General features: G+C 38.6%; 11 protein-coding genes. 2 read left to right on the top strand and 9 right to left on the bottom strand.

Annotation, left to right across the window (positions count from 1 at the left end; all coding sequences use genetic code 11):
• Positions 1–78: 78 nt before the first annotated feature.
• The 6 genes from BN988_RS01020 to BN988_RS00995 all read right to left on the bottom strand — a co-directional run bounded on the left by BN988_RS01020 (position 79) and on the right by BN988_RS00995 (position 8,702).
• Complete coding sequence (locus BN988_RS01020; RefSeq protein WP_036572345.1) at positions 79–2,283, bottom strand: RelA/SpoT family protein; 2,205 nt, start codon at positions 2,281–2,283, stop codon at positions 79–81.
• 250 nt (positions 2,284–2,533) lie between these two features.
• Positions 2,534–3,046: an adenine phosphoribosyltransferase gene (locus BN988_RS01015; protein ID WP_036572342.1), complete on the bottom strand. Its 513-nt coding sequence runs from the start codon at positions 3,044–3,046 to the stop codon at positions 2,534–2,536.
• Positions 3,036–5,357: a single-stranded-DNA-specific exonuclease RecJ gene (gene recJ, locus BN988_RS01010; RefSeq protein WP_036572339.1), complete on the bottom strand. Its 2,322-nt coding sequence runs from the start codon at positions 5,355–5,357 to the stop codon at positions 3,036–3,038. The genes BN988_RS01015 and recJ overlap by 11 nt, the downstream gene beginning before the upstream one ends.
• A gap of 143 nt (positions 5,358–5,500) precedes the next feature.
• Complete coding sequence (locus BN988_RS01005; RefSeq protein WP_036572337.1) at positions 5,501–5,830, bottom strand: LapA family protein; 330 nt, start codon at positions 5,828–5,830, stop codon at positions 5,501–5,503.
• Positions 5,831–6,050: 220 nt separating this feature from the next.
• Complete coding sequence (gene secDF / locus BN988_RS01000) at positions 6,051–8,303, bottom strand: protein translocase subunit SecDF (protein WP_036572334.1); 2,253 nt, start codon at positions 8,301–8,303, stop codon at positions 6,051–6,053.
• 96 nt (positions 8,304–8,399) lie between these two features.
• Positions 8,400–8,702: a post-transcriptional regulator gene (locus BN988_RS00995; protein ID WP_036572332.1), complete on the bottom strand. Its 303-nt coding sequence runs from the start codon at positions 8,700–8,702 to the stop codon at positions 8,400–8,402.
• 129 nt (positions 8,703–8,831) lie between these two features.
• Here BN988_RS00995 and spoVB point away from each other — a divergent pair, with 129 nt between their 5' ends.
• Complete coding sequence (gene spoVB / locus BN988_RS00990; RefSeq protein WP_036572328.1) at positions 8,832–10,385, top strand: stage V sporulation protein B; 1,554 nt, start codon at positions 8,832–8,834, stop codon at positions 10,383–10,385.
• Between the two features lie 178 nt (positions 10,386–10,563).
• On the opposite strand, the gene BN988_RS00985 is transcribed toward spoVB, so the two are convergent.
• Complete coding sequence (locus BN988_RS00985; RefSeq protein ID WP_036572327.1) at positions 10,564–11,862, bottom strand: ArsB/NhaD family transporter; 1,299 nt, start codon at positions 11,860–11,862, stop codon at positions 10,564–10,566.
• Positions 11,863–12,004: 142 nt separating this feature from the next.
• Here BN988_RS00985 and BN988_RS00980 point away from each other — a divergent pair, with 142 nt between their 5' ends.
• A complete protein-coding gene (locus tag BN988_RS00980) occupies positions 12,005–12,388 on the top strand; it encodes a TIGR04086 family membrane protein (protein ID WP_036572322.1) in 384 nt (127 codons plus the stop codon).
• A gap of 232 nt (positions 12,389–12,620) precedes the next feature.
• Here the strand turns inward: BN988_RS00980 and yajC are convergent, their stop codons facing one another.
• Together yajC and tgt are read right to left on the bottom strand one after the other, a co-directional pair.
• Entirely contained in the window at positions 12,621–12,878 is a 258-nt protein-coding gene (gene yajC, locus BN988_RS00975; RefSeq protein ID WP_036572319.1) for a preprotein translocase subunit YajC, read from the bottom strand.
• Between the two features lie 39 nt (positions 12,879–12,917).
• Positions 12,918–14,057 (bottom strand): tRNA guanosine(34) transglycosylase Tgt, encoded by a 1,140-nt coding sequence (gene tgt / locus BN988_RS00970; protein ID WP_036572317.1) that lies wholly within the window; start codon positions 14,055–14,057, stop codon positions 12,918–12,920.
• Between the last annotated feature and the right edge of the window lie 83 nt (positions 14,058–14,140).

Raw genomic sequence — 14,140 nt, 5'->3', positions numbered from 1 at the left:
TCCCCCGATCTGCTCTTTATTAAAAGTTTCATTAAATTCCATGCGTTAAAAACTTGGCCCTTTTTGTTATTAAAAAAACTATTGCAGAGTTCTTGTAACGGTATAAACATCTTTTATCTGTTTAATTCGCTCTACAATTTTGCGTAGGTGCCCCGTATTGTGGATTAAAATAGTAATCTGTATGAGCGCCATTTTATTTCGATCTGATTTACCATTTACGTAGGTAATATTTGTTTTCGTTTCGTTTACTGCCTGTAATACTTCATTTACAAGGCCTCGGCGATCATATCCAGAAATCTCCAACTCTACATGGTATTGTTTTTGGACAGAGTGGTTCTTTTCCCACTCTACATGCAAATAGCGTTGTTTAGCTTCATCGGTTTGAACATTTGGGCAATCAGACCGATGCACGGAAACGCCTCTTCCCTTTGTGATATATCCCATAATCTCATCACCTGGAACTGGGTTACAACACTTGGATAAACGAACTAAGAGATTATCGACACCTTCTACTCTGACACCTGAATCCCGCTTATGAGGTTTTTTCTCTTTAAGTTCCGTTGTCTTTACTTCTTCAATGGTCTGAGCAAGATCTTGTTCTTTTAGTTTGGTCTGTCTAATTTTATCAGTAAGTCTTGTAGCGATAAGTGCTGCTGTAATCCCTTGATACCCGACAGCTGCATACATATCATCTTCATTCATAAAATTAAATTTCTCATATACCCTTTGCAAGTTCTCTTGTGTCAGAACCTCTTTTGGTTCCAAACTAAACGCTTGGATTTCACGATCTACTGCTTCTTTACCTTTTGCAATATTTTCATCGCGCCGTTGCTTTTTAAAGAATTGCTTAATCTTGCTCTTCGCTTGTGAAGTTTGGGTGATCTTCAGCCAATCCTGTGATGGCCCGTAAGAGTGTTTAGAAGTCATCACTTCAATAATATCGCCATTTTTTAAAATGTAATCAAGTGGCTCCATTTTCCCATTAATCTTAGCACCGATTGTTTTATTGCCTATTTCGGTGTGAATTTTATAAGCAAAGTCAAGCGGAACAGATCCTGAAGGTAATTCAATTACATCGCCTTTAGGTGTAAATACATAAACCATATCGGAGAATAGATCGACTTTTAATGTCTCCATGAATTCTTCCGCATCATGTGTTTCATTCTGCCAGTCAAGTATTTCTCTGAACCATGTTAGCTTTTCTTCAAAAGATTTCTTACTAGTATGCGCCTGCTTTCCTTCTTTATAGGCCCAATGCGCAGCAATGCCGTACTCGGCAATCTCATGCATTTCTTTCGTACGGATTTGTACCTCCAGTGGATCCCCTTTTGGCCCAATTACTGTCGTATGAAGTGACTGGTAAAGGTTAGGCTTAGGCATCGCAATGTAATCTTTGAAGCGCCCTGGCATGGGTTTCCAGCACGTATGAATAATGCCGAGTACTGCATAGCAGTCTTTAATACTATCCACAAGAATACGTACAGCAAGAAGATCATATATTTCATTAAACTGTTTATTTTGCTCCACCATTTTGTGATAAATGCTATATAGGTGCTTCGGCCTACCGGACATTTCCGCCTGTATATTTACGTCATTTAATTGCTTCGTGACTTCGTTCATTACTTCGTCTATATAGGATTCTCGTTGATCCCTTTTTTGCTTCATCAGTTGAACAATACGGTAATATTGCTGTGGATTTAAATAACGTAGTGCTGTATCTTCAAGTTCCCATTTAATCGTTGAAATTCCTAGCCTATGTGCCAAAGGTGCGAAAATTTCAAGGGTCTCATTAGATATGCGGCGTTGTTTCTCAGGAGGCAGATGTTTTAAGGTTCTCATATTATGGAGGCGGTCAGCAAGTTTGATTAATATAACTCGAATATCTTTTGCCATCGCGACAAACATTTTGCGATGGTTTTCTGCCTGTATCGCTTCCTTCGATTTATACTTAATCTTACCCAACTTGGTAACACCGTCAACTAGCAATGCTACTTCTCTATTAAAAGCAGTCTCCAGTTCTTCCACAGTTATTTCTGTGTCCTCTACCACATCATGTAGGAAACCTCCAGCGATTGTTTCTGCATCCATCTCTAAGTCAGCTAGAATTCCTGCGACCTGTACTGGATGAATAATATAGGGTTCCCCTGATTTACGAAATTGCTCCGCATGGGCATTTTCTGCAAATTTATATGCATGCCTAATAAACGTAGCATCTTCTTCTGTTAGATACTCGCGCACCTTTTTAATAATGTCTTCTATTGATACTATATTATCCTTTGCCATGTAATCACCTTGTTTGGAAAAGTTCGTTATGTTCCGAATGTATTTTAAATGCGTTTCATTTCAATTTTTAGCGTTCATTAGCTTCTTAACTGATAAAATATATAACGGTAGTAAAAAACTATATAATGCATATTATATGCTTTTCCGACACGTATGTACAATGATTAAAAAATAAAAATATATTATGTGAAATTTAGAAGAACAGGTCTGACGGAGATTATTCCATCAGACCTGTTCTTCATTCCAGTAATTAATAGCTCATTAAGGAAAGTACATCATATCCGTCAAGTTTTTCCATACCATCCAAGTAACTCAATTCTATTATGAAAGCGCACCCAACTACAATACCACCCAATTCTTCCACTAACTTTATAGTTGCTTCAATTGTACCGCCTGTTGCAAGCAAATCATCCGTGATCAATACACGTTGTCCTGGTTTGATTGCATCTTTATGAATAGTCAGCACGTTACTTCCATATTCAAGACCATAGTTTACCTTAATAACTTCACGTGGAAGCTTTCCTTCTTTCCTTACAGGTGCAAACCCAACTTCTAACGCATAGGAAACCGGGCAGCCAACAATAAATCCACGTGCTTCAGGCCCTACTACAATGTCAATCTCCTTCTCTTTTGCAAACGACACTATTTCGTCAACAGCTGATTTAAAAGCTTTCCCGTTATCCATCAAAGGCGTAATATCTTTAAAACGAATACCCTCTTTTGGCCAATCTTCTACTATTTTTACATATTGTTTATAATCCATAACTTAGTTCCTCCTTGGGACTTTCCACTTGGTCCATGCAATTATTGAACCAGTTTCTCAATTCGTTGTAATTTGAGTAATATAATGTCTTTTCTATTTCAGCTTGTTCTAGCTGTGTCTGATATGCAGAAGACTCCAAAAGATCTTTTTTATCTGGTTTTGGATTCACTGTAATAATACCGTTATCTATTTTAACAAAGCCGAGTTCAAAAAACACCTCTGAAATGAAATAGATGCGTTCCTTGCTCCACCCTTTTGTATTCATGACTACATTTATCTCACTATTGAGGTCAAGAACCTTTTTCTTTAATAGAGCAGCATAATACCATTTAAAGTCTTCGCGTGTTGGTAAAGCATTCAAAAAGGCACTGTTTTCTATATAATAACATGCATGAATATTTTGTGGTTTTGCCTTTTGTATTATCTCTTTTAATTTTGAAAGATCCTGTGGCATATCGTAGATGTAAAGGGCATCTGTATCAGGTACCACTTCCATGGCGTCATATTGAATATATTGTACGTCGCCCCCCAAACCAATTTCCGGATTACCAACTACTAGGTTAGCGTTATGGTGCTCAATATATGGGGTGAGATTTATATTCTTTCTTCCACGGTGATCAAATAACTGCCACTGTCTAATTTCCATATCCTGCAGTACGATTTGGGGTTTTCTATTGCCGTTCCATTCATTTATTCCCAACTCCCCAACAACCGTTACAGGGGTATTAGGAGATATATGTGGGTAAAGCTCACCAAACCCAAAACCAATTCCCTCTACATTCTTTCCTTCTTCTTTAAATAATAACTTAAGATGCCGCTTCGTGCTCCCTATTTGTCTTAATTCAGACGGGATTGCAGTCAGTTGAAATATAGGTTTAGGATTCTTCATTCCGAAAGGAGCAAGCTTTCCTATTTCGTCAACAAGCTTCTCATTAACATCTTGTATACTCACTTTACTACTGACTTCTAACAACTGTTTAAAATCTTCTTCTGCTAGTTCATTACGAATGAGTTCATTTAACTGAATTTGCAATTCATCCAAATTCTCAAGTGGTAATGTCATGCCAGCCGCTTGTGAATGCCCGCCAAAATGAGTAAATAAGTCCCTTACAGTCATACAATTTTTAAATAAATCAAAAGCAGGGATACTTCGAGCAGAACCTTTTACTTGGGAGGTTTCCGGCTTTTTAGTTAATACAATCGCAGGCTGATCAAATTTTCGTACTAGCTTTGATGCAACAATACCTAGCACACCTTCATTCCAGCCCTCTTTTGCTACAATAATGACACCTTTTTCTTGATTTGGATCCACCATTTTTTCGGCTTCTTTGACTATATCATTTACAATTTGTTGTCTTTTTACATTAATTTGGTCAATCTCTGTAGCGATCTCTTCCGCTTCCGTTTTATCGTTTGTCATGAGAAGCTGTACAGCCAAATCGGCATCCTGTAATCTTCCTACAGCATTGATTCGGGGACCAATTAAAAAGCCAACATCCTCTTCGGACACATCCCCTTCAATATTACAGACACGCATAAGTTCCTGTAACCCAACATTATTGGTTTGGGCAAGAGCTCGTAATCCATGATAAGCCAAGACGCGATTCTCACTGACCAGTGGTACAAGATCAGCAATTGTCCCAATAGCCACAAATGGAAGAAATTGTTTTGGGAAATATCCCAGTAGGTATTCTGCAAATTTAAAGGCAACCCCAACTCCTGCTAATTCTGGAAAAATATCAGCTGTAGAGCGTTTTGGGTGTATAATTGCATATGCATCAGGGAGCTGCTCTTGAATTTCATGGTGGTCGGTTATAATTAAGTCCAGACCGATCTCTTTAGCTACTTCTGCCTCATGTACTGCAGCTATCCCATTATCCACTGTTATAATAAGTGCATAGCCTTGTTCTTTCGCTTCTCTAAAAGCAGCTTCATTTGGGCCATAGCCCTCATTAAAGCGGTTTGGAATATAGTAATCACACTCTGCGCCAAGCTCTTTTAATGCAAGGAGCATAACTGTTGTAGAGCTAACTCCATCGGCATCATAGTCTCCATACACAAGAATCTTCTCATGTTGGTCAATAGCCACTCGAACACGATCTGCAGCTACCTCAATGGAATCGAAGTCTGCAGCGTTATGTAATGTACTTATATCAGGTGAGAGGAATTGTCTAGCCTCCTCGCCAGTCTTTATACCTCGCTGAACTAAAAGCTCTTTGATAATTGGCGATAACGTAATGGAGTCGTCCATCCAATGGTCTTCCACATTCGTTATTTCTTTACTTCTCCATTTTGTCTTGCTTTGTAACATAAATTCACCCCTGACTAATCTATTATACAAGAGTAAGTCAAGGGTAGCAATGCTGTTTTCTTCCATAGTTATTTTATCCCGGTGTAGCCGTCCGTAAGACTAACAATCAGTGGGGGAGAACAAAAACCCCACTGATTGAAGTTTCACTTTATCTCGTCTACCTGGTTTATATCAGTATCATTCTGGATGTTCTCACTAGGCTCTAAGTCGTTTTCGCGCAATTGGGTATGCAAGGTTTCATTTTCTTTTTGTAAACTTCGAACTTGTCGCTGTAGGCGAAACATTCGAATCACACCCACCGCAGCAGTAATAATTCCTCCCATTAAGACGGAGAAAAGAATAATTAGAATAAGCGGGGACTCCGCTGTCCAGAATAAATAGTTAACTTCCACTGGATCTACATTAGTTACTGCAAACACTGCCACAATAATAACAAAAATAATTGCCAAAATAACATAGCCTTGCCCTTTCATGTAATTCCTCCTTCTATTATCGCATTCTTAAGTATCATACCCTGGATTTGCTTTAATTAAGCAAGAAACTAGTGAGCATTTATTAACCTAAACATCAACTAAGCAAGTGGTTTCTAGGTTTTCTTATACTGATATGAATAAAAAAAGCCGAACAGATTCGAAGGAAGAGCCTTCAAATTCTGTTCGACTTTAGCTTTAGTTAAGGCTTATAAATGTTTTACTATACTTGTGGACCTTCCACACGTTTTTTCTTGGTAAAGTCTACAGGTTTATTCTTAATCATTTTCCCTCTCCAAACTAACCAAATTTGCGCAGCTAGGAAGAGAGAAGAATATGTTCCGACAATTAGTCCTACAGTTAATGCAATAGCAAATCCTGTTATAGGGGAAGCCCCGAGGAACAAGAATGCTAAAACGGCTATTAATGTCGTTATAGTTGTATTCAAGCTCCTTGTTAAAGTTTGTACAAGACTTCTATTCACAATAACTGCGAGATCCTTAAACGATTTAATCCGCTTCTCTTTACGCAGATTTTCCCTAATTCTATCAAACGTAACAATCGTATCGTTTATCGAGTAACCGACAATCGTAAGAATTGCAGCTACAATCGTGACATCAAATTCGATGCGGGTAATACTGAAAATAACAAGAACAAAAAATGCATCATGCAACAATGCGATAATCGCTGTTATTGCAAAGAACAATTCAAATCGGAACGCAACATAAATAATCATAAAGATGGATGCAATTCCAACTGCATATAGTGCATTTTTCACTAGTTCCTCCCCAACAATCGGGGATACCACACTGATATTTGGTGAACTTCCGTACGCATCTTCAAAATATGTGGTCACTTCAGAAACCTTGTCCTCCGATAGCACTTTATCAAACCTTGCAACACCTCGGTCATTATTATCACCTGAAATAATGACGTCAGCTTCTAAGCCGAGGCTTTCAAAGTCAGATGTAACTTGCTCTTCAGTTATGGTCTCTTCTGCCGTTACTTCCACCCGAGAACCACTGGTGAAATCAATCCCTGGATTTAACTTAAACAGAAGTAATGAGGCAATACCCACTACTACCATAGCGATAGAAATAGCAAAGAATTTTTTGCGATGTTGTACAATGTTAAGTTTTTTCTTAAAGAATTCTGGTTCAGGTTGTTCTTTACTGGAAATATCCTTCACAGACTCTTTTTTAACCCCAAACCAACCTAAACGCTTGTTTAACACTTTACTCTTCACCCAGAGTCCTAGTAACAACCTTGTACCAAATACAGCTGTCAAGAAACTTACTACGATGCTGACAATCAGCATTGTGGCAAAACCTTTCACTGAGCTAGTACCAAACATAAAGAGGACTGCAGCAGCTAGCAATGTCGTAATATTTGCATCAAATATAGTCGACAAGGAGTTTTTAGAACCTGTTTTAAATGCCGCTATTACAGATTTTCCCGTCCGTAATTCTTCTTTAATTCGTTCAAACGTTATAACATTGGCGTCTACTGCCATCCCGACACCTAAAATAAGTGCAGCTATTCCTGGTAGTGTCAACACACCATTCATGAGCTCGAAGATAACAAGTATTAAATAGATATAAATACTTAAATTAACTGCCGCTACAAATCCTGGTAATCGATAAACAATTATCATAAATATAAAGATCAATGCTACACCGACAAAGCCAGCAAAAACGGTTTTATCTAATGCCATTTCCCCGAATTGTGCCCCTACGGAAGTAGAGTACAGTTCCGTCATATGAACAGGTAATGAACCGGAATTTATAATATCAGCTAAACGCTGTGCTGATTCAACAGTGAAATTCCCAGAAATCATGACATTTGTAGTATTTAGCGTTTGTGTGATGCTCGGTGCGGAAATATACTTTGGATCTTCTTTTTCCGATTCAGCAGCAAAAGAATCGCCATCCTGATAATCCATCCAGATGACAAGTAAATTATCTGGCGCTCCCATATTTTTAATCTGCGTTGAGACTTCGCCAAATTTAGCTGCATCCTTTAATTGCAATGTGACGATCGGTGCATTTGTCGTCTGATCAAAATCCTGCTTCGCACTTCCCTCTTTCACATCGTTACCGTTTAATAGCTCATTGTCATTGACATCTCGGAAAGATAATCTTGCAGAGGTTGAGAGGATTTCTCTTGCCTCTGTCTGATCTTGTACACCGGCAAGTTGCACCCGTATTCTATTTTCTCCCTCAATATCAATGCTCGCTTCACTGATCCCTAAACGGTTAACACGTTCATTTAATATCTGGACAGTTGATTCAAGTAATTTCCTATCTACTTCTTGGCTTTCATCTACTGGCTCTACCTCATAGAGAACCTCGAAACCACCTTGAAGATCCAATCCTAAATTAATATCCTTCGTTACACCAGTAACCGTTGATCCGATCAGACCCCCAAAAATAAGTACGATCAGAAAAAAGGCGACGATTCTGCCTCTCTTTTTCATTTTTCTTTGCCTCCAAACAATTGGCCAGATCTTTCCAGCCAATACTTTTCACTAAATTTTTACTAGGAATTAAACCATCTTTTGCAATTATGTAAACTATCCACCATCTTCTTGACCACCCGCAGTTAAAGCAGAAATGGATGCAAATAAATTATCATCCTGGTAAGCCGCTACAGTCAGATAACTAATATAGGTTCCAGATCCAAGGTGAAAAATATCTTGCACCACTTCATAAATTCGTTTTTCTGGATCACCTTTCCAAACCTTTTTAACTAGGCAGTCCCAGATCTCTTCGGGATTAGCCCTTGAGTATCCCATCATTTGAAATTCATCAGCCTTACTCTCTAATGTTGGTAAAATCATGGCTTTCCATTCTGATACAGTTTGTACAATTTCCATAGTGTCCCTCCTTACAAGGAGAATAGAATCTATTTCTTCTTTAATCCTTCTTGTCATGCTTGGCCCACTTGCAAGCATATATATCATTGTATATGAAAAATTATTATTTGAGAAGGCAGGTCGGCTATAATGACCAAACAAACATTTCTGCAAGGCACACTTATTTTAATTTTAGCTGGTATGATTACCCGATTTCTAGGTTTTATAAATCGGATTGTCGTAGCTCGGCTCATGGGAGAAGAAGGTGTTGGCCTTTATATGATGGCACTCCCCACTTTATTTATGGTAATGACACTGACTCAGCTAGGGCTTCCTGTCGCCATTTCCAAAAGGGTTGCGGAAGCAGAAGCTAAAAATGATTCACAAAAAGTGAAGAAAATAGTAATCGTGTCATTAATCGCTACAGGAATAACCAGTGTTCTATTTACTGTTGGTCTTATGTTTGCAGCACCCTTTGTCGCAACCTCACTTTTGACAGATGAACGGACACTGTATCCTTTAATGGCTATTAGCCCTATCATTCCTATTGTTGCAATATCCTCTGTTCTAAGAGGGTACTTTCAAGGTAAGCAGAACATGAAGCCACAGAGCTATGCACAAGTGATCGAACAGATTGTTCGAATAACATGTGTTGCTTTTTTCGTTAAGCTATTACTTCCATATGGCGTAGAGTTTGCAGCAGCAGGCGCCATGATTAGTGTCATCTTGGGAGAGTTTATTTCCCTCTTATATATGATTTACATGTTTAAAAGAAAGAAAAAAATTAAAATACGCACGAAATTTTTTAGCTATTTAAAATCTAGCCGTTCTACAGTAAAAGAGCTGTTCTCCATTGCTCTTCCAAGTACAGGCAGTAGAATGATAGGCTCCTTTACAAATTTCTTAGAACCCATACTTGTTGCGCAAAGTCTCGCTATTGCAGGCATTTCAAGTTCACTAGCAACAAAGCAATACGGAGAGCTCACAGGCTATATCTTCCCCTTACTATTTTTACCAACATTTATTACACATTCCTTGTCCATCGCTCTCGTTCCGTCTATTTCAGAGGCAGAAGCCAATTTAAACAAGGGCTTGGTCCATTACCGTATCCATCAATCCATTCGCTTGTCATTCGCTTCCGGCGCCATTGCAACAGTAGTGCTATGCCTGTTTTCCTCACCAATCCTCACCTATATGTACGGTACAGACAAAGCTAGTAGCTTGCTTGTATTAATGGCACCTTTTTTCATTTTACTCTATGTCCAATCACCATTACAAGCAGCACTACAAGCACTCGATTTAGCAAAACCAGCCATGTGGAATAGCTTAATCGGGGCGCTGTGTAAATTAAGTGTATTGTTCTTTCTCGCATCAAATCCTAGCTTTGGGATTCATGGTGTAGCTATTGCCATGTCTGTTGGTGTAGTACTTGTTACTTTACTTCACTTTGCAGCCTTACAAAAAGCCATTCAATTTTCCATTCCGTTGCTCGATATTGGTAAAATGATTCTTTTAATCGGTACGACATGGGTGATCGGATCTTGGATCAGAAATCTATATGAATCTATGGGGCCAAATTTAATTCTGTTTATACTTGCTCTCAGCATTCTTCTTATCTTTTATGTTATCACTCTCTTTATCCTTCGATTTATCTCAAGAGAAGAACTTATACAATTACCCTTGTTTAAAAAATGGCTGAAGTAATAACATGAGCGCAGGCATCTATACTAGTGAACGCCGCCTATGCAGTGAACCATTTTATCGGCCTCCCTTCATTCACAAATCGATAACATTTATCGCCATGAAAAAACGAGACATGCCTATGGTTAAAACCTAAGCATGTCTTCTTTTTATGCAACAAAACCTGCCAGATGGCAGGTTTTTATAGCTGGCTTATATATGGTAATAGGTATCGTAAATATATATAAATCGTTGAAATAACGAGGGATAGTAACACGATTGGCACCCCAAACAGCATAAATCGAACGAATGAAATTCTATCACCTGAACGCTCTGCCAATCCGGCAACTACCACATTTGCAGAAGACCCAATTAGTGTAGCATTCCCACCTAAGCAAGCACCGAGCGATAGTGCCCACCATATTGGATCCAAGTATACCATCCCATAGCTTTCAAACTCCTGTACTACAGGGATCATTGCAGCTACAAAAGGAATGTTATCCACTATTCCAGAGAAAATCCCCGATACCCAAAGCACTAACAACGTAGTATTTACATAATCCCCATCTGTTGTAAGGACAATAGCACGAGCAAGTTCATCAATTACTCCAACCTCTTGTAGCCCACCTACAAGCGTAAATAAACCGACAAAGAAAAATAGCGTAACCCATTCTACCTTTTCAAAAACCCTCTCAGCTTCTAATTCGTCTTGGGTTAGAAACAGTAAAAGCAGGGCTCCTGCTAACGCAATCGCGGTTAGGTCAATGTGAACAAAAGCATGAAGCAGAAAGCCTGTTATCGTTAATATAAGAACGCTAATCGATTTATAAAGCATGGGTGTCTTATGTAGATGAGCCGCAGCATCCATCTTTTCTAACTCCCTAGCATCGATCACTGAACTTGACAGCGTCTTTCTAAAACAAAGGTAAATAAAAAGTATCATGGTTAGAAACATGATCAAGGCAATTGGGCCCACATGTATAAAGAAAGAAAGAAAAGTTAGATGTTCTACTGCTTGTCCAATCATAATATTCGGAGGATCGCCAATTAATGTTGCAGCACCTCCTATATTTGAACTAAATATAATCATTAATAAGTATGGAAAGGATGGTATGTTTAATAGTTTTGTGATTCTTAGGAGAATAGGTACAAAAATAAGAACGGTTGTCACATTATCAAGCATTGCTGAACCTACCGCGGTTAATACTCCAACACCTACTAGAAGTGGAATAGGTCTTCCCCCTACCCGCTGTGCGAAGCGGATTGCAATAAAGGTGAATAAGCCCGTTTTTTCTGTAATAGAAATAAGCACCATCATAGAAAATAGCAATGCAATTGTAGCCCAGTCGATGTATTCTGTAAATATATCCTGGGTTGTAAAAATTCCAGTTAATAATAAGAGGGTTCCTCCAGATAGTGCTACTATTGCTCGGTTTATTTTATCAGTCATAATGAACAAATAGCTAACTATAAATATTATTGTTGCAAGAAGGACGTCCATTTCTCACCCACTTTCACAATTCGTTATAGATATTGCTTTCTATACTATTTCTATGTGAGGACAGACTAAAATATTTTTCGTCTATTTTATTTTTTCTTGAATACTATTAATGTAAGTGGACAATCTCAGGGGGGGATAATGAGTGAACAAACAACAATTTACAGCCCTATTGTATGGGTGGATTATCGTGTTAGGTCTTATACTACTTGCCAGCTTCATCTTAGCGTTGCTACTTCGTTTTTCTACATTTAATGAACCGGCCTTAACGTGGGTAACGCTCGTAATTGGATTAATTTCTCTATTTATAGGTGGAATGGTAGCTGGAGCCAAAAGCAAAGCCAAGGGGTGGATTATTGGAGCTTTAACAGGAATGGGATTTACATTGTTTACATTCCTTGTCCAATATCTAGGATATCAAGTCGGGTTTAGCATGGAACAGACCATACATCATACAGCCTATATTCTCGTAGCTTTATTTGGCGGTGTAATAGGTGTTAATATTACCGGAGGACAGGTTGAGAAGTAGGGAAGTTTATTCGTATACTTTGGTAGAATACGAAGGGTATGTAACGTTGACAAACTAGCATTCGCTTCTTTAGCAAACGTGTATGCCAATATTATTTCCTAGAAATAAAATAAAATAAAACGAAGTTAACAAGATTCCGTTAACTTCGTTTTTCTATGTATTAGATACATAATGTTACTTAAAAACCATCCACCACAGGAGAAATGCCTATGGTGGCACCTTAGACTACTTACTATTGTCTAACTTCACGGATTGCTGAACGGTCATACGTCAGCTTCGTGCCGTCACCAGACTGAATTACGACAGTGTTTTCATCGATAGCGTGAACAACACCGTGGAATCCACCGATCGTAACAACGGATTGGCCTTTTTGTAGCTCTGACTGCATCTGTTTCACTTGCTTCTGGCGTTTTTGTTGTGGACGTATTAGCAAGAAATAGAAGATTACAAACATAAGAATAATTGGTGATAGTGATATTAGCATATCCATTTTTGTATTCCCTCCTTTCAAAATATATAAAAAACCTCTTTAGAAGTTCTTCGCATCCGGTTTATTCAGACCATATTGCTCAAAGAATTCTTCTTTAAAGTCACCAAGTCTATCTTCAGCAATCGCTGTTCGGACTTGCTCCATTAATTTTAACAGAAAATAGAGGTTATGATAAGTAGTAAGCCTAAAACCGAATGTTTCGTTACATTTAATTAAATGGCGAATGTATGCACGGGAGTAATTTTTACATACATGACAGTCACAATTCTCGTCAATCGGCCCAAAATCTCTAGCGAACTTTGCATTTCGTACAACAAGTCGTCCATTTGACGTCATGCATGTCCCATTACGTGCGATTCTTGTTGGAAGCACACAATCAAACATATCAATCCCTCTAATAGCTCCATCAATCAAGGAATCAGGTGAACCAACTCCCATCAAGTAGCGTGGCTTATTAGACGGCATTAGGGGAGCCGTAAAGTCTAATACACGGTTCATGACATCTTTTGGTTCTCCAACAGATAGCCCGCCAATTGCATAGCCGGGTAGATCTAAGGAAACTAAATCCTGTGCACTTAATTTACGTAAATCTTCATACTCACCGCCTTGAATTATACCAAACAAGCCTTGATCATGTTGTCGTTGATGCGCTTCTAGACAACGTTCTGCCCAGCGCGAGGTACGCTCTACAGAAGATTTCATATACTCATAGCTGGCAGGATATGGTGGACACTCATCAAAGGCCATCATGATGTCTGATCCAAGCGCATTTTGAATTTCCATTGCCCTTTCTGGTGATAAAAAGAGTTTATCTCCACTTAGATGGTTTCTAAAATGAACTCCTTCTTCTTTGATTTCCCGCATGTCACTCAAACTGAAGACTTGAAATCCACCAGAATCAGTCAAAATAGCGCCATCCCAATTCATAAACTTGTGTAATCCTCCAGCTTCTCTTACGATGTCCTCTCCTGGTCGAAGCCATAAATGGTACGTATTAGACAAGATGATATTCGCATTCATCTCTTGAAGCTCTTCAGGACTCATTGTTTTCACAGTTGCGAGTGTACCGACTGGCATGAATGTTGGAGTATCAAATGAACCGTGCGGTGTATGGACCCGTCCCAATCTCGCCCCTGTTTGTTTACATGTTTTTATTAATTCATATGTTATGGGTGTCATAAAGTATTCGTCCTTTTTAATATATTAAGCATGAGGAATCTATCCTCATGCTACACTTACTTTCTAAGTAGTCTCTAGTATGC

It is taken from the genome of Oceanobacillus picturae (assembly GCF_000612865.1).
GTDB classification, from domain to species: domain Bacteria; phylum Bacillota; class Bacilli; order Bacillales; family Amphibacillaceae; genus Oceanobacillus_B; species Oceanobacillus_B jordanicus.
This window is presented reverse-complemented; position numbering and strand designations above follow the sequence as displayed.

What these genes read in the sequence shown, in the direction of transcription:
- BN988_RS01020 (WP_036572345.1), bottom strand. Translation starts at nt 2,283, where the DNA reads ATGGCAAAGGATAATATAGTATCAATAGAAGACATTATTAAAAAGGTG.
- BN988_RS01015 (WP_036572342.1), bottom strand. Translation starts at nt 3,046, where the DNA reads ATGGATTATAAACAATATGTAAAAATAGTAGAAGATTGGCCAAAAGAG.
- recJ (WP_036572339.1), bottom strand. Translation starts at nt 5,357, where the DNA reads ATGTTACAAAGCAAGACAAAATGGAGAAGTAAAGAAATAACGAATGTG.
- BN988_RS01005 (WP_036572337.1), bottom strand. Translation starts at nt 5,830, where the DNA reads ATGAAAGGGCAAGGCTATGTTATTTTGGCAATTATTTTTGTTATTATT.
- secDF (WP_036572334.1), bottom strand. Translation starts at nt 8,303, where the DNA reads ATGAAAAAGAGAGGCAGAATCGTCGCCTTTTTTCTGATCGTACTTATT.
- BN988_RS00995 (WP_036572332.1), bottom strand. Translation starts at nt 8,702, where the DNA reads ATGGAAATTGTACAAACTGTATCAGAATGGAAAGCCATGATTTTACCA.
- spoVB (WP_036572328.1), top strand. Translation starts at nt 8,832, where the DNA reads ATGACCAAACAAACATTTCTGCAAGGCACACTTATTTTAATTTTAGCT.
- BN988_RS00985 (WP_036572327.1), bottom strand. Translation starts at nt 11,862, where the DNA reads ATGGACGTCCTTCTTGCAACAATAATATTTATAGTTAGCTATTTGTTC.
- yajC (WP_036572319.1), bottom strand. Translation starts at nt 12,878, where the DNA reads ATGGATATGCTAATATCACTATCACCAATTATTCTTATGTTTGTAATC.
- tgt (WP_036572317.1), bottom strand. Translation starts at nt 14,057, where the DNA reads ATGACACCCATAACATATGAATTAATAAAAACATGTAAACAAACAGGG.